Annotated in this window: 13 protein-coding genes; 10 read left to right on the top strand and 3 right to left on the bottom strand. The window is 37.5% G+C overall.

What is annotated here, in order from left to right; all coding sequences use genetic code 11:
- The first annotated feature begins 5 nt into the window (after positions 1–5).
- From PK943_04930 to PK943_04885, 10 genes are all read left to right on the top strand, one after another.
- Positions 6–2,186 carry an ATP-dependent RecD-like DNA helicase gene (locus tag PK943_04930; GenBank protein ID HRN78561.1) on the top strand — a complete coding sequence of 727 codons (2,181 nt, stop codon included), beginning with the start codon at positions 6–8 and terminating at the stop codon, positions 2,184–2,186.
- Positions 2,177–2,836 carry an N-acetylmuramoyl-L-alanine amidase gene (locus PK943_04925; GenBank protein HRN78560.1) on the top strand — a complete coding sequence of 220 codons (660 nt, stop codon included), beginning with the start codon at positions 2,177–2,179 and terminating at the stop codon, positions 2,834–2,836. Before PK943_04930 ends, PK943_04925 begins: the two co-directional genes overlap by 10 nt.
- A complete protein-coding gene (locus tag PK943_04920) occupies positions 2,833–3,855 on the top strand; it encodes an ankyrin repeat domain-containing protein (GenBank protein ID HRN78559.1) in 1,023 nt (340 codons plus the stop codon). Before PK943_04925 ends, PK943_04920 begins: the two co-directional genes overlap by 4 nt.
- Positions 3,856–3,892: 37 nt before the next feature.
- Positions 3,893–4,324, top strand: a complete 432-nt coding sequence (locus PK943_04915; protein HRN78558.1) for a hypothetical protein — start codon at positions 3,893–3,895, stop codon at positions 4,322–4,324.
- Entirely contained in the window at positions 4,317–5,345 is a 1,029-nt protein-coding gene (locus PK943_04910) for an ankyrin repeat domain-containing protein (GenBank protein ID HRN78557.1), read from the top strand. Before PK943_04915 ends, PK943_04910 begins: the two co-directional genes overlap by 8 nt.
- A complete protein-coding gene (locus PK943_04905) occupies positions 5,342–5,884 on the top strand; it encodes a hypothetical protein (protein ID HRN78556.1) in 543 nt (180 codons plus the stop codon). Before PK943_04910 ends, PK943_04905 begins: the two co-directional genes overlap by 4 nt.
- Positions 5,885–6,040: 156 nt before the next feature.
- Positions 6,041–7,276, top strand: a complete 1,236-nt coding sequence (locus PK943_04900) for a hypothetical protein (protein HRN78555.1) — start codon at positions 6,041–6,043, stop codon at positions 7,274–7,276.
- An 80-nt stretch (positions 7,277–7,356) separates the two neighbouring features.
- The gene (locus tag PK943_04895) at positions 7,357–8,625 is read left to right on the top strand and encodes a hypothetical protein (GenBank protein ID HRN78554.1); all 1,269 of its coding nucleotides are present in this window, start codon (positions 7,357–7,359) and stop codon (positions 8,623–8,625) included.
- A 25-nt stretch (positions 8,626–8,650) separates the two neighbouring features.
- Entirely contained in the window at positions 8,651–8,869 is a 219-nt protein-coding gene (locus tag PK943_04890) for a hypothetical protein (protein ID HRN78553.1), read from the top strand.
- 17 nt (positions 8,870–8,886) lie between these two features.
- A complete protein-coding gene (locus PK943_04885) occupies positions 8,887–10,476 on the top strand; it encodes a hypothetical protein (protein ID HRN78552.1) in 1,590 nt (529 codons plus the stop codon).
- A 4-nt stretch (positions 10,477–10,480) separates the two neighbouring features.
- Here PK943_04885 and PK943_04880 read toward each other — a convergent pair whose 3' ends face one another.
- From PK943_04880 to PK943_04870, 3 genes are read right to left on the bottom strand one after another with little or no spacing between them, the layout of a single operon-like run.
- A complete protein-coding gene (locus PK943_04880; protein ID HRN78551.1) occupies positions 10,481–14,095 on the bottom strand; it encodes a mechanosensitive ion channel in 3,615 nt (1,204 codons plus the stop codon).
- Complete coding sequence (locus PK943_04875) at positions 14,092–14,667, bottom strand: hypothetical protein (GenBank protein ID HRN78550.1); 576 nt, start codon at positions 14,665–14,667, stop codon at positions 14,092–14,094. Before PK943_04875 ends, PK943_04880 begins: the two co-directional genes overlap by 4 nt.
- A 4-nt stretch (positions 14,668–14,671) precedes the next feature.
- The gene (locus tag PK943_04870) at positions 14,672–16,771 is read right to left on the bottom strand and encodes a M3 family metallopeptidase (GenBank protein HRN78549.1); all 2,100 of its coding nucleotides are present in this window, start codon (positions 16,769–16,771) and stop codon (positions 14,672–14,674) included.
- Positions 16,772–16,903 lie beyond the last annotated feature (132 nt).

The following is a 16,903-nucleotide window of genomic DNA, read 5'->3' as shown; positions in this document are numbered from 1 at the left end:
ACTCAATGACCGAACCTTTAGAACAATTAAGTGGTACCGTTGACCGGTTATTTTTTCACAATGCAGAAAATGGCTTTACCGTCTTTGTATTACAACTGGATAAAAAGCGAGAAACCATTGTTAAAGGCTATTTGCCCAATATTCAACCGGGGCAACATGTTCGTGTCAGCGGTACTTGGATAACTCATCCCAAATTTGGCAGACAATTTGATGCACAACAATGTCATGCACAAACACCAACATCACTTATTGGCCTTAAGAAATATTTAGGCTCCGGACTTATTAAAGGCATTGGACCTACGTATGCAGAAAAACTGGTTAACTATTTTGGGCAGGATGTACTGACCATCATTGACCAACATCCCCAGCGTTTGCATGAAGTTCCCGGTATTGGCCCCAAGCGCGTAGACACTATTATTACTGCTTGGCATGACCAAAAAGAGATTTCTCACGTCATGGTGTTTTTACAAGACAAGGGGATATCACCCGTATATGCAACAAAAATTTATAAAAAATATGGTGCAGAATCTGTTGCCATTATTACACAAAATCCATATCGTCTTGCTACCGACATTTGGGGCATTGGATTCAAAATGGCGGATCAAATCGCCCAAAATATGGGATTTGCACATGACTCGGTCAAGCGTATCACTGCCGGATTATTACATACTATCTCTACTATTATTAGTAACGGTCATTTATACATTGAACTTGATGCACTAAAAACAAATTCAACAACGTTACTTGAGCTTGATGCAACCGATGCAGCACCAAAAATAAAATGTGCTCTGCATGATTTGTACAATGAAGATAAAATAAAATTGATCACGCATAATGAACAACATTTTGTCACATTATCACAATATTATTTTTCTGAAAAAGGCGTCAGTACAAAACTTAAAAAGCTAGTAGAGCAACTACGCTTACGTACATTTGATATTGATGCTATATATACCAAGCTTCGTACTGCACAAGATATAGCCCTTAATGAAGACCAACAACGAGGCATTTTAACCTGTTTGCAAAATAACGTAACCGTCGTTACGGGTGGACCGGGAACCGGCAAAACCACTTTAATTAAAAAGTTGCTCAGCATACTTGATGAAAATAAATACTCTTATAAACTAGCTGCACCAACTGGCCGTGCTGCAAAGCGCATAACTGAAAGCACCGGTAAACAAGCAGTCACCATACATCGTTTGCTTGAATTTGATGTGAGCACCATGGGTTTTGCACGTAATGAACAAAACGCACTGCACGTCGATTTCTTAATTATTGACGAAGCCTCTATGATTGATATCTTCCTTGCATTCGCCATACTCAAAGCAGTACCACTCAATGCACATGTGGTATTTATTGGTGATATAGATCAACTACCTTCCGTAGGAGCTGGTAACTTCTTAAAAGACATTATTGCCAGCAATATAGTCCCTACCATACGACTGACTGAAATTTTTCGGCAAGCTCAAGATAGCTTAATAATTATTAATGCACACCGAATTAATAATGGTGAATTTCCCGTATCGCAACTACCGGGCGCACGGCGAGATTTCTTATACATTAAAGAAAATGATCCACAAAATGTGCAACATCATTTGGAAAATATCTACAAACAAGGACTGGCTAAATTTAATATTTCACCACATAACACTACCGTACTGGTGCCTATGAATCGTGGTGTCGTCGGTACCCATACGATTAATTTTAATCTACAACAGCTACTCAATCCAGATGAACATAAACCACAAATAGCACAAGCGGGTACCACTTTTAAATTGCATGACCGTGTTATGCAAATCAGAAATAATTACGACAAATTGGTATTCAATGGCGATATTGGCACCATAGAACAAATTGATGTGCAAGAAAAACAACTCACGGTACGATATCCAGAACGCTCAGTAGTGTATGAATTTAGTGAACTTGATGAACTAGTACTCGCCTATGCGATTACTATTCATAAAAGCCAAGGTTCTGAATATGATGCCGTCATTATTCCCATATTTATGCAACACTTTACGTTGCTACAACGTAATTTATTGTACACGGCAATAACACGCGCAAAAAAATTGTGTATATTTATAGGGCAGCCAAAAGCAATTGGTATGGCAATTAATAATAATACCGGACTTGAGCGCACTACGTTTTTACCACAATTTTTAACTACTGATTTACAATGTCGCTAAAAAATTTTTTTTTATGTTTGTTAATTCCTGTAACAATTTATGCACGCATATACACACCACCAATTACTATCATGCTAGATCCAGCTGGTGATGCAAAAACCACCGGGCGGACCATACAAGATTCTCTTGAACGTAGTATCACTTTGCAATATGCAGAAGAAATAAAAAAAATACTAACCAACCGTAACCCACATATGCGCGTAAGCATTACACGCCAACCGGGTGAAATTATATACCCTTTGCAACAAGCATCTTTTGCTAATCGTATGCAACCCGATTTGTACATAAATATTAATTTTTATCACGAAGCAGGCACAAAACCACACATCTATATATATCATTTTTCATATGGTGATGATTTTATTACACATACACATGGGCTTGCATTATACCCGTATGATCAAGCGCATTTATTCAGTCGAAAAAAAACTCTTGCGTATGGTATACACATGTGCAACATTTTAAAACAACCTGCATATGATAAATTATTCACGGTACACGGCCCATATTCATTGCCATTCAAACCGCTTATTGGCATCATTGCACCAGCAATAGGCATTGAAATAAGTATAAAGAATAAAGATGATTGGCACTCATATGTGGAACCGCTTGTAGAAAGTATTGAATTTATAACAAAAGGTATTCTATGAACATAAAGCACATTGCTATTACCTTACTCTCCATACCATTTCTGCTTGCTAGCATGCAAAATACGGGTATGGAAATAGAAGGTATCTTAATTCCACACGATATACTCAGTGAATGGATTTCATGGGCTGCAGACTCATCAGCAGATGCCACACGTGCAAAACTAGAACTTCGGCAAGAGAAAAAACGTGAAGCAAATCTAGAAGAACAGGAATTTGAGAAAGAAAACAACAATGGACGCTTTTTCACCCAACTGACAACCGATGCATCATGGTGTGGGCTTGGATCCTTTACATGGGGAGAGAAAAAACAAAAAGAACATTTTTTTACCATGTGCAGGCAACTATACACATGCAGCTTGGTATGCAGGACATGGCATCATGCAGCTCAACTACCGCTGCGTATGCGTAACTACATGCTTACACATAAAGACAACCTATCCAAACTTTTACGTGGATTTATAATTGATACCTCTCATTTGCTTGCAGATGAAGTTATACAAAAAAACTATACCATATTGAGCACATTACTTGCGTATAACATACTTGACCTTACCATTCTTACCGACTGTATGGATTATACACCGGAGGTCAAACAACACCCACACCATGAGCGCATATGGCCTGCAAGAGCTTGGACTGAACACATTAATAAACCAACATTATGGACATTGCTACATTATGCTGCATATGCACCAAATCCAGATGTACTCGAGTTACTACTTGCAACCAACACAATACCAATTGACACCACAGACAATGCTGGTGCAACGCCTTTGCATATTGCATGTAATTTGATTGAAGAAGAAGATGAATGTCAATTCAACAAAAATTCATCAGACAATGAAGAAGAAGAATTTGAGTCATTAGACGTAAGAACAAAAAGATTTCATCTTAAATCGGTATGTACGTTACTAAATCATGGCGCAAACCCCAATATCGAAGATAACAATGAACACACACCAGCAGATTATACAAATAACACGGAAATACGGGGTTTATTTAAACAATATATAGTTTAACGTTCGTGAAAAAAATTATACTATATAAGGAAATCATATGAACCTATACACATTATTGATTACATTATTCTTATTTCCTCTATCCTCACATTGCATGCATATTAATGACATGCCCATGGACATGCTTATTCAGATTTTTTCTTATCTTATTGTTCCTGAACCAGCACCCGCGAATCAACCTGCTACAAGCACATGGGAATGCCCAGAAAAAGACGACAAAATAGATTTAGTTAAACATGCATGGCAAAAAAGGGATTGGCTTAGCCTTGTATGCCGTCACTGGCAATCGGCTGCGACCACGGCAACTGAGTCGTTTTATCAAGATTATGACATATCGCAAGAAACTATATTTGATACGTTATTTAGTTTATTCACGCCTCGAGAACACCAGCTCCTTAAAGCATATTTTAGTGACCAAGCATACGCTGACGAAGAACGGCCTCGTAAAAGAAGAAGATTACATGAATAATACCGGCAAAATATTATTTTGTGTGTTATCAACAGTAGCAATACACCTGCACGGCATGCATATCAATGATTTTCCTCATGACATACTGCGTACCATTCTTACCTTTGCAAGCTATCAGACCGCTTTGGATCAAGCAAACGAAGATGATGAGTATGTACAAGCGCTTGCAATGCAACAAGTAATGGAAACTGAGTTAAACTCATCAGAACATAAACAATTCATACGTGATTTCCGTTCTCCTGATGAGCCTATTCATTTTGAAGATTGTTTACCAGTATGGAGTGTTACGAGCAGCTTAGGACATTTTTTTGCATTTTGTACCGCAGCCAACAAATTTTGCCCATTAGTTTGCACAACATGGTTTAAGGCATGGCAATTCCACAATAAAGCGAATACCGTAACCCACACCATACAACAGCTGGTAAAACAAAATTATATACACAGCCATGCACCTGATCTGGCTTATACAGTATTATTTTTCGTTAATAACAATGCACATGATAATTTTGATGCAGAAGAAAAGGATATGCTTGCAGAACTAATTCGTTGTGATGCTATACGCCATACCGCCATTGATTGGAAAACTTGGGATTGTATGTACATTACGGTGCCTAAACATCCACATACGCGTGATGTCTCCACATCATGGTCACTACTCCATTATGCAGTGTACACACGCAAGGTGCCACTTGTAGCTCTGCTGCTTGATGCCGGCATACCAATTAATATACAAGATAATGCAGGAGTTACACCACTCCATATTGCAACCAGCAAGGGAACTCACCACATATTATGGCTGACATCCCGCAATAACCCTGATCAATTGAAAGGGTATAATGGAATTCTTGATGAGCAACTTGAAACAGTTAGATTACTGCTTGAGCATGATGCAGACCCGACGATGCAAGACAACCTCGAACAAACACCAATGGATTACACCGATGAATCGGAAATACATGCATTATTACAAAATTACACACCAACACATAAAAAGAGAAAATTAACACATTATCCCACATGAAAAATCATCATTACTACCTACTTGGATTAATCAGTTTGCTATGCGGTATGATATTATTTGCATGGTTTAATGAATTTATACTCATACGTACACCATTTAATACACAAACGTATACACCACCAGTTCGTGCATCAAAAAAAACAGTAACACTGCACTTTTGGCATACCGATGCGTGGCACACAGAAACGCAAGATATTATTTGGCATACTGATGCAGCATCTAATCTGTATTACTTACTAAAAGCGTGGCTCAACATTCTTGATGAAGAACAAGTGTTGGACAAAAAAGTTGGCCTACAAACTGCACTGATTGCTGCTTCTGGGCATGAAGCATATATTTCTTTTGACCGCAATCTATTCGATAAAACAGCATCTACTTTTGAAAAATGGATGCTTATTGAAGGATTACTCAAAACTATTCGTGAAAATAATATTCCAATTCAACAAGTACAATTATTAGTACATCATCAGCCATTACATGATATGCACTTGGATTTTTCCAAGGCATGGCGCATAGAGGGGTTTATTGCAATAATTTAATAACGCGCTAGACTACCTAACCATGTATTAACACTATGCATATTAATTTTGCAACGAGTAGTAATGAAACATACGCATCATGTGTACACACTATTTATATACCTTGTGTGTATATACTCATCAGTCATTGTCTGCCAGCAAGGACCCTTACGGGTCATGCATCAACCTATAGTAAATGGTAAATTAAAACCCGGAGAATTTGAGTTTACCGGTTATATTATGCATGAGGCATTCTGGGATTCGCATCAAGTGAATGGTTCTTCTGAAGATACGTCTCTCAACTTTCCTGATAGGCAGCATTATGATGCTCGTGGTTTTAATATCAATGCCAAAGGTCAATACGTCATGGTTCCTATTGAGACCAACTGCCGTTTAGAATTTGGTGGACCTAAAATTGGTGACGCTAAAAGTCATGTTGCAATTGAAGCTGACTTTTTTGGGTTTACCGAATTTATTACCAATTTAGACTTTGGTAGTATTTTGCGCATGCGACTTGCATTCATACATTTATCGTGGAAACATAGTGCTATTTTAGCAGGACAATTTTGGCACCCTATGTACATACCAGAATGTTTTGCAGACACTATTTCTTATAACTCTGGGCAACCCATTGATTTATATGCACGCGTACCACAAGTACGCCACACCTACGTCCGAGGTGATCGTCTAGAAATTATTCTGTGTGCAGCAACCGAGCTTGATTGTCCGAGCTTGGGACCTATTGGTGCAAGCACGACCTATATTCGTAATGCGCTTGTACCTAATCTACATATGCAAATTAAAACAAGAATTCGTAATCACTTTTTTGGATGTGGGGTAGATTACAAACGCTTAGTTCCACGCTTGGTTACCAACAAAGATGTAAAAACATCTACCGCACTCAATAGCTTTGCTATACTCGCATATGCAGCATTCAATTGGAATACGTTCTCTATGCACACAAAACTAATGTATGGTGGTAACTTGACTGATTATGGTGGGCTAGGCGGTTATGCCGTACATTCAGTTCAACCATCCACCGACATACGTACGTATACTAATCTCCGCAATATTAGTTTCTGGATTGATAGCGCAATAAAAAAATACCATACGGTGGAACCCGGGCTATTTATTGGTGTTGATAAAAACCTAGGCGCACCAAAAACGATTATTCAAAATATTACTGATGCAAACGGCATCAAAGAAAATACTATCTACTCCTTTGGTGCTGACATCGACATTTTGTTTCGTATATCACCACGCCTTCGGTACGTCATCAAAAAATTTACCATAGGATTAGAGCTCGAATATACACGCGCATCATTTGGTACTATTACATCTGATGGTACTGTCACTAACGCAAAACCAACCAGTAACACACGCTTATTACTTGCGCTGTATTATGATTTCTAGTCCGAATAGCGTATAAAAATTTATTGCAATAACCGCTAGATGATATAGGGTACTTACAAGACAACAGATATGGAAAAAAGATGGTAGTATACAAAAAAATTATTCTTCTTTTGGCAGTTACTGCCACAACTTCATACAGTATGGCAGAAAAACTGAACAAGACATTTCTTGAGACGTTCGAATTCTCAGGATATGTACGCCACAGTACATTTTGGGACACACGTCAAGTAGTTACCGAACGTGACGGTTTTGGTATTTATTGGCCAAAAGAAAAAATAGCCGATAGATGTGACAATGATATAAACGCAAATGGCGAATTCAACATGTTACCCATTCGTACCCGTCTGGAAGTCAAAATTAACGGCCCAAAGGTCAATAGCGCTAACAGCTGGGGATATGTTGAAGTCGACTTTTTCGGCAAAAAAGATTTGCCCAATTTAGTAACCATGCGCCATGCATTCTGGCAGCTTGACTGGAAACGTATCCATCTGCGTGCCGGACAATATTGGCATCCACTTTATGTACCCGAAGCACAAGCAGATATGATCTCTACGTCACTCGGATTTCCGTATCAACCATATGCATTCTCACCACAAATTATCTCTACATTTGATGTTTCAACTATAAAGATTATTACGGCATTAGTTACGCAACTTGATTACCCAAGTGATGGCCCAGAAGGTCCACGCACCACGTACTTACGCAATGCTATTACACCAGATTTACATGGCCAAGTTCGTTTTTATTTGAATAATCATTTTTTCGGCTTTGCAGCAGATTGGAAACGACTCAAACCACGGTTGAGTGCAACCAGTCCCTTGACAGGAGAAATTTTTAAGGTTAATGAATCAATAAGTAGTACCTCGGCAATTGTGTACGTTGCTCTACAGTATGAAAATTGGCGATTGCGTAGTAAGTTTGTATATGGAGAAAACTTATTTGATTTACAACAAATCAGTGGCTATGCAGTCAAAAGTAGAAATGCGTGTACCGGTGAACAAGACTATACAAATACGCGAGCTCTAGCCGGTTGGGTTGACATAGTTGGAACCAAATGGGAAACATTAGAGCCTGGAATATTTATTGGTTACACAAAAAATATTGGTTCAAAAGATGTATTATTTAGAAACGCAGAAGGTAACCCAATTATTTTTGCACATGCACCAAACATTCAATATGCAGCACGGGTTGCACCACGCATACGATGGAGAATTAGTAAGTTAACTATAGGCGCTGAAATTGAATATGATCGCGCAGCATTTGGTGATATTGGCCCACAAGGTAAAATTGAAAATGCAGTACCAGTAAGCAACACGCGATTACACATTGCATTGTTCTATTACTTCTGAAAATAATTATAAAAAAGGAGAAGTGATGAATATCCTCAACCCATTTGAAACGCTCAGCACGCAGCACAAAGGTTTTGTATTAGCAATAGCCGGCTTGGTGTTGCTACTCGATCGCTACGGTGTACCTATTCCATTTTTTAACAGCATAGTTATTGTCGGCTCTTTGTATATGATTGGTTATGGCATATATATGTCCGGCATATATAAACGATTATTAAAAAATACAAAAAAAATAAAACAATAATTTTACATGGGTGTGCCATGTATATCAATAAGCTATACCTACTTGTTTTGTATAGTTTGTTTTTTGCAAACATACTACCTGGTATGGATAAGCATGCTGAATTAAATGGCACACCAATACGTATAAAAAAATCGCTAGCTGCTACGTATGCATTGTTTGAAAACGTAGCTATGTTAAATGGCCCACTTGAATTATCTATAGGCATGCGGCAAGCACGATTGCTTTTTGTTGTCTGTAATAGCGCATATCAAAGCCAAACTAAGATCAAAGAATATCTATTCACGCTACCTATACATGATGTGCAAGACTTAATTATTACAAGTGATTATGTGGGCAATGACGATTTGTTACAATTAGCTATCAATATCTTTGTACAAAGAATAACCCAATCGCCACAGACATTATGGCAATGGCGCACTATTCTACATCAACGCTTAGAACACTTCCCCCTGCCACTTGAATGTGCTATTGACCGTTGCATACGTAATAAAATAATACAACAGATTATTACACTTAATTTAGCCACTACAAAGAAACGAATTATAACATACTGGTTTACGTACCCTGTCTCTTGTATGGGTATAAGTCCTGATAATATCTTTGTTAACGGATCTACACAAGGTGAAGTGTGCTTTTGGGATGGTATGTATGGTACTCATTTAAGATCGTATCGACAACCACATACACAAAAAATTATATCTCTACATTTTGATCAAAAAAACAAATATGCCGCATCGGTATCAGCAGACAATAGTATTCAATTATGGCAATTGTACGGGTTTTGTTCACCTCATCAGTCACCATTTGTTGGTTCAACATGCAATCTGAATGCTGATGGCACCCTTATTGCGGTGGCACATGATAACCTTATTACCATTTATGATACTACAAATTATAGTACAACAGATACACATGTCACCCGTTATACCAGTACAAAAATACCTTACAATATAAAAAAATTATGCTTCAACAATGCGAGTACTATGCTTGCATCATACATAAAAAACACCGACATAAATACATACGGCATACATGTATGGGACATAGCAAATAATACATATATAACAATTACAACCAAACCACTTATGGAATTATATTTTAATCATGATACGCAAATCACCGGTATTCATTATGATGGTACTCATACTACATGGAGCACACAAACGGGGACCCGTATTAGAAATACTCAAGAATTCGAGTATTCTGCAAAATTTCCAATTCATACAGAAACAAATTCTACTGCACACTTATTTATGCAAGCCACGTGCGCACAACAAAATATATCGGGTAAACTAAAGAAAAAACATCCCGATGATTTTAACCTATACACTATAAGTGCAAATGGCAGATCCATAGCACGGTCAACGTGGGGAAATCACATAATTACCAAACTAGAACTCTTCAATGAACGAGAAATAAATGCCCTACATTCTCTAAAAACAGCCACTACAACCAATCAACTATTGCTCATTACTGCGCTCATACAAGCTGCAAAAAAGAATCGTCATATAGATTTATCAAAATACCCCGTATTGTCCAAGCAATACCGTACTGTCCCTAAAAATGTACGTAAGTTACTCAAAAAAAGTATTACCATAAAAGTATAAAAGCTTACTCTTTCATGCCTTTACCTTCTGATATTCTGCCATTTTCAGGAATACCTGGTTTTTCTCCAATACCCGGTTGTACGACTGATACATAACGACGCACCGGTACTGCAATATCAATACCATGTTCCTGTAATTTTTTGACGATCAAAATACGTACATCGCTTGCAATAACCCATTGATCCAACGTATACACATCACTCAAAAAACCACGCACCATGAATTTATATCCATATTCAGAAAAATCATCAAGACGTACAATCGGCCGCGGATTTTTCAATACTTTTGGATGGGACTCAACAGCCTCGGTAAGTACTTGCAGCACAAAAGCAGGATCATGTGCATAATCAATAACAATAAGAATGTCATTAAACGCAATAAATTTACGTACATAGTTCCAGTTTACTATTGCATGATTAATAACATATGAATTAGGAACTACAATGGTTGTGCTATTTTTTCTGCGTAAAACAATAGATCGTGGTGTAATTTTACGTACCACGCCAAGCGTATTTTCATCTATTTGAATAAAATCACCAATTTTAAGTGGACGCTGTACTAAAATTATAAAATAACCAACAAAATCACTGATTGGTTCTTTTAATATCCAACCAACCCCAAGTGCCAATGCACCCACAATCCAAATGACAAGATTCCCAAGGCCAACATTCTGTAAGCCAAGAAACACGGTAGCAATAACAATCAGATACCGAGATATACTGGTAACCGTGTGTTGTACACCCATATCAACAAGAAGCAAATCAAATATTTTATCAAGCACAAAACGATTGAGCGCATATGATACGAGTAACCCTCCCAACACAAACGTAATAAGTTTGAGAATCGACATTACGGTAATTGGTGGCGTAACGCCAGGTATAAGCGGTTCACTCAGCCAGCTGCCGACATCTTTGAGCCCCAGTGGCCACCCCCATATATATGCATTAAGTACAATACCGAGTATACCTACACATATAAATAAGGTGATAATAAGTAAACCAAACCATGTCTTTGCATGAGAAAATCGCTCACGTACAATTTCATCTTCACGCGCAAAAAACACCCGTGATGCAACATTTTTGAACACACCATATAGCCAGAACAATCCTGCAGCAAGCAAACTGGTCAAGAATATGCCTTTGAGCAAATACCAGACCAAACTTCCAAAACCTACGTATGGATTGATCATTACAATAATAGTAATTACTGCTAACAGTAACAATGCATAATATCTATCAACTTGATCTCGCACCCAATGGCTAAAATTATTATTGTCAGGTAATACATTGAGTATTTGTTCTTTGGATATTAAGAAAATTAAACCGATCTGGAAAATAATATAATTTATAGCAAACAAAATACTTGCTAACTCTGATTGATAATCTCTAATCCAGCGGAAAACTTCAAATGCTTCACGAAATAAGAAAATAATAATAGTCGCATATAATAGCGTAGAAAAAACTATCATAAACCGACGTTCAAATTCTTGGCTCAAAATTGGATACTGCTCTTGTTTATTAAACGTAGACATAAAGCGAATAAAGCAATTTGACAATACAAGCAAATAAGGAATAGATCCCAAATAAAACAATATATATATGTATGGGTCTAATACAAACTGCGTCATAATAGCGGCAAGTAATACTACCCAAATTGTTATGCTCACAAAATAGGTATGTATAAACTTAAGTAGCACAATAAGCATCATACTCAGTACGCGTATAATACCACCCGTATGCATGCGCATAAGTAGCGCAACTACCGGCGTGATACACAGACGAACTACAAATAATCCAACAACTAAAATTAATAATTTCAAAAGAATAAACAAGGTATTATATGGATTTTCTATCGTGTCTTGCACTATCTCAACAATTGACTCAAAGCTAATACGTCGTAAATAGGTGTACACATCGGTAAAGAAAACTTCTACATCTTTGACAATATTTTTGACACCTTCCCATGAAATTGCATATTCGGGGCGATACCAAATAGTGATTGCATTCATTTCTGCAATAATAAAGTTAATTTGACGAATGGTACGTTCAGCAGCATCTATGCCTTCACCATAAATACTGTTCAATAACTTGAGTAAATCAATACGCTCTTTTACCGAACGCTCTGCTCGAGCAAGCATTTCTATGCAGGTAAGATATTCTTTACCTGCATGCTTGAATATACGCGATTGATTGTCTTGAATATTTTTACGCAACTGCGCAATAACATCGAGAATTTTCTTTTGCCCTTCAAGCTGCTCATCTATATTTTGTATCTCGGTACGATACAAGGTAATATTTGCTTTTGCTTCTGACCGTGGTGCATCATATTTTTTTAGCTCTTGAGCAATTGCATCTTCGGAAGAAAAAGCACCACTGTTCAATTTGTGGAATGACTCTTTGACTTGTAACTGAATTGCCTCATTATTGGAAATAACTGTTTCTATGGTACTCTGCAAATCAAGTAAGCGTCGTTTTGTTTCAAGTAATAGTATGTACGCATTCATTGCACCAACTTGGCAAACTCCCAAATAAGATGCCACTGTTTGTTGCGGCTCTATACGCCATGCATCAAGATCTGCACCCAATGGCACATTGAACCGTTTGCTCATTACTTCGAGCGTATTACTCTTTTCTTGTTTATCTGCCAGCACTACTCCTAACCGCTGGCGATACACATCTTGCATGGCAAGATGTTTTTTGCGCTTATTTGCAAGTTCTTGTTTGGCATTCGCAACATCTGCTTCACTCACACGAATTGCCGGCTTGATACGCCTAAACTCATCTTTCAATATACGCAGCTGACCTTCTGCTATAAATTTTTTTGTTTCAAATAATGCAATTTTTTGCAGAATTTCACGTAAACGCAACTCATCAAGTTGATTACGAATACTAAACAAGCGTTCTTCAAGATTAATTAAAGTAAGGTTTTCTTGCTCATTAGCCTCAGGTTCAAACTCTTTTGGAAATCGCTCTAGTTCTTCTCGTTTTTGTTTAAAGACCTGTGCTGCTGCCGCTGCACTTTGCTTGCGATGACCAAGCTCTGTTTTTGCATTATTTATTTGCTCAGTTAACTGTGCAACACGGCGTTCTTGATCCAAAATAGATTGGTGCAATTGGTGTAAATCATCAAATGAGTAATAAATAAGGTAGTCTTTAAACTTATGATCTTTTTTAAATCGACTAAAATCAGTATCTTCAAGATATGTGGACAATAATTTAATGTGCTCATCCAAGATAGAGATCAACTCTTCGCGTGCTTTCTGCAGATCTTTAATACCTTGGTATAATTCATTGAGTATAGTTAGTTTTTTGTTAAAAAAATCATCAACAGGATTACGGCGTAATTCTGTTTTGACTTGTGTAATTTCTTGATCAAGTACTTGTAACTGCTCACTGGTATCAAGCTGGAATTTATCTGTCGCTTGTTCTAAGGTAGTTTTTTCTTTTTGAAGTTCGGCACGTTTTTGTTTTTTTTCTTCTATCACATCAACAAAAATTTTCTCACCGGCTGTACGCAACGTTGATCCCGCCTGGCTGAGTAAATCATTTGCCCCCATGGACACACTAACACTAGGTACCAATATCATTACTATCGAAAAAATATGTATCAAATTTTTCATGCCACCCTGCTTTTTACTAAAAAATGTATGGTTTTTAAAGTTTGTATATCTGTATATTCTGCCATACAATACAATAACCATCTATCTAATTTTTTTTCGTATGTTAAATCTAATTGCTTAGCATCAAGTGTGTCAATAGACACCGTAGCCAAATACTCAAAAAAACCATGCTCATGCTCTTCCGGTGCACTCATACCCAGCGTATAGAGCAATTTAAATAAAAAAATTTTTTTGATAAACATATTGTGCTGAACTGGTTTATAGATAAATTGCACGAGTTCAAACATATCTGCTACACAACTTCCTACCGGCATAAAATGATAACATAGTTCAAGCACATGATGTAGAAATAAAATATCAGATTGTGCTAATGCAAGCGGTGCATCTTCTATCTGCACTGCCTGTATAAAATAAGTGGTACGTTTATATTCAATCTCATAACTAATGAGCGCACCAAGCATAGCAGTATCGTACCGCACAACAGCATCAATTCTACCAAGCTGGCTATCAAGTAGTGCAATGGTATACTTTTTTGGGAAAAAACGATGTAAAACTATTCCGTAGTGGCGCATAAACCTACTGCATCAATCCCAAATCTTTTAAAAACGCTTTATTATTTGGCTCGCGTCCCAGAAAATTTCTGAGCAATTCATTTGGATCAGCACTACCACCTTTGCCAATCACTGTATTGATATATTTTTGGCCTATTTCAGGGTTAAGCAACCCATGTTTTTTTATTTCTTCAAAAATATCAAGCGCAAACACCTTCGACCACATGTAGCCATAATATTTTGCCGCATATCCCGTCAAATGCCCCCAAGAAGCATAAAAGTGATTTTCCGGCATCCAGGTAAACTGTGGACGGTATGCATCATGCAAATCCTTCATGATTTGATAAGGATCTTTGTCTGCACCGGGCATATAATAATGCAACGCTTGCTTAGACAGCACTAATTGTCGCTGCAAGAAATTACCAGAATCAAACGTCTTGAGTGCAAGAATATTATCAATCATGTCATCAGGTAATGGCGCACCGGTTTTGTAGTGACCACTCACTTTTTTGAGCATATCACGATCCCACAACCATTCTTCAAGCATTTGTGATGGCAATTCAACAAAATCATTCTTTACATTGGTGCCGGCTTGTGATGCAAGTTCTGTTCTACCAAATACCGTATGCAGCGCATGTCCAAACTCATGGAAAAATGTATTAACATCACTGCGTTTGAGTAATGCTGGTTTATCACCAGTTGGTTTAGGAAAATTTGCCACTACCAACACCACCGCAGGAATCTTCTTACCATCACGCTGGAGAGCGGGACTTAGCCCCCACTGTGCTGCATGGCTAAATTTATTTGGGCGTGGGTATAAATCTAAGAAAATATAACCCAACAATTCATGACCATCTTTGCTATATACCTCAATAAGCTCTACATCTTCATGCCAAATTTGAGTATGAGGCACTTTTTTGAAATCAATACCAAAAAACTGTTTATAAATATCAAACAAACCATCAACCGTCTTTTGCATAGGAAAGTATTCAGATAAGGCACGTTCATCAACAGCAAGGTGCTTCTTTTTATATTGATTTTGCATATAGCTAAAATCCCATGGCTTGATGGTACCATCAGCTGCTAATGTTACTGACTCAGGCAAGTCACGTTTGAGCTGCGCAAGTTCTTGATCAACTTTTTGCTGCGATTTCGTCAATAAATCATCCATAAATTGTTGTGCTCGATTAACCGATTTGACCATTTGCTCATCCAAATCATAATCAGCATAACTGTTATAGCCTAACTTTTTTGCCAACTCATCACGCTTTGTAATAATCTGTTTGAGCAATTCTGCATTGACTGGGTATGCACGATTATTAAACGCTATAGCAAGTTTTTTACGCGTATCTTCTACGGCACAATTTTCTATGACATTAAAGTACGTTGGGTAATCTACGCCCAAGATGTACTGCCCATCATCAGTTTTTTTAAGACTTGCAATAAAATCTTCATCCAAGCCTGCAAGACCCGATTGAGGAACCACAATAGTTGTATTGTCCACTGCAATATTTTGGGAAAATTCTAAACATAACTTTGCAATATCTTTTTTTAATGTACGCAATTGTTCAAGTTCGGTATCAGGTAAATCAAGCCCCGCGCGTCTGAAGCCTTTCATCGTTTCTTCAATAAAATATTCTTGCTCAGGAGTCAGATGCTCTTTGTTTTTATTACCTGCAACATATGCTTTAAACGCTTCATATAGTTTTTTATTATTACTTACCTGATCAATCCAAAACGCTTGCATGCGCAATGCTGCATCATGCGCTGCTTGACGCATTGCTGCATCCGGATGTACATGCTCCATAACTTCAATCATGTTGCCGCCTATTGCCAAATCAGATGCGCCACATACATCATCTAATGCTTTGGCCGTATTTATAAACGTACGTTGATCATGAGGAATTGCAATAATAGCATCTAATGCTTTTTGTGCCTGCATCATGTAGCGATCAGTTCTGGTACTTATTTCTTGCGGATTTTTTGGAAATAAATGTACTACCTGTTGCACACTGGTAATCGTATCAATTAACGGCATATCTTTTTTCATGGTACAAAATCCCAAGCTAAATGTTATTAATCCAACAAAAAGTAATATAACTACCTGATACATCTTAATACGCATACTCTCACCTTATATAATAGATTAGAAAGGTAAGTATAAAAAATATGTGATGAAAAGTAAAAAACCGCAGGCTATGCTGCGGTTCATAAATATGAGACCAGTAAAATTACTTTGTTCAATCATACTACTTTA

The sequence above is a fragment of the Candidatus Dependentiae bacterium genome (assembly GCA_035445995.1).
Taxonomy (GTDB): domain Bacteria; phylum Babelota; class Babeliae; order Babelales; family Vermiphilaceae; genus DAOMRS01.
This window is presented reverse-complemented; position numbering and strand designations above follow the sequence as displayed.

Coding starts and splice junctions, on each gene's coding strand:
- PK943_04930 (HRN78561.1), top strand. CDS start 6: ATGACCGAACCTTTAGAACAATTAAGTGGTACCGTTGACCGGTTATTT.
- PK943_04925 (HRN78560.1), top strand. CDS start 2,177: ATGTCGCTAAAAAATTTTTTTTTATGTTTGTTAATTCCTGTAACAATT.
- PK943_04920 (HRN78559.1), top strand. CDS start 2,833: ATGAACATAAAGCACATTGCTATTACCTTACTCTCCATACCATTTCTG.
- PK943_04915 (HRN78558.1), top strand. CDS start 3,893: ATGAACCTATACACATTATTGATTACATTATTCTTATTTCCTCTATCC.
- PK943_04910 (HRN78557.1), top strand. CDS start 4,317: ATGAATAATACCGGCAAAATATTATTTTGTGTGTTATCAACAGTAGCA.
- PK943_04905 (HRN78556.1), top strand. CDS start 5,342: ATGAAAAATCATCATTACTACCTACTTGGATTAATCAGTTTGCTATGC.
- PK943_04900 (HRN78555.1), top strand. CDS start 6,041: ATGCATCAACCTATAGTAAATGGTAAATTAAAACCCGGAGAATTTGAG.
- PK943_04895 (HRN78554.1), top strand. CDS start 7,357: ATGGTAGTATACAAAAAAATTATTCTTCTTTTGGCAGTTACTGCCACA.
- PK943_04890 (HRN78553.1), top strand. CDS start 8,651: ATGAATATCCTCAACCCATTTGAAACGCTCAGCACGCAGCACAAAGGT.
- PK943_04885 (HRN78552.1), top strand. CDS start 8,887: ATGTATATCAATAAGCTATACCTACTTGTTTTGTATAGTTTGTTTTTT.
- PK943_04880 (HRN78551.1), bottom strand. CDS start 14,095: ATGAAAAATTTGATACATATTTTTTCGATAGTAATGATATTGGTACCT.
- PK943_04875 (HRN78550.1), bottom strand. CDS start 14,667: ATGCGCCACTACGGAATAGTTTTACATCGTTTTTTCCCAAAAAAGTAT.
- PK943_04870 (HRN78549.1), bottom strand. CDS start 16,771: ATGCGTATTAAGATGTATCAGGTAGTTATATTACTTTTTGTTGGATTA.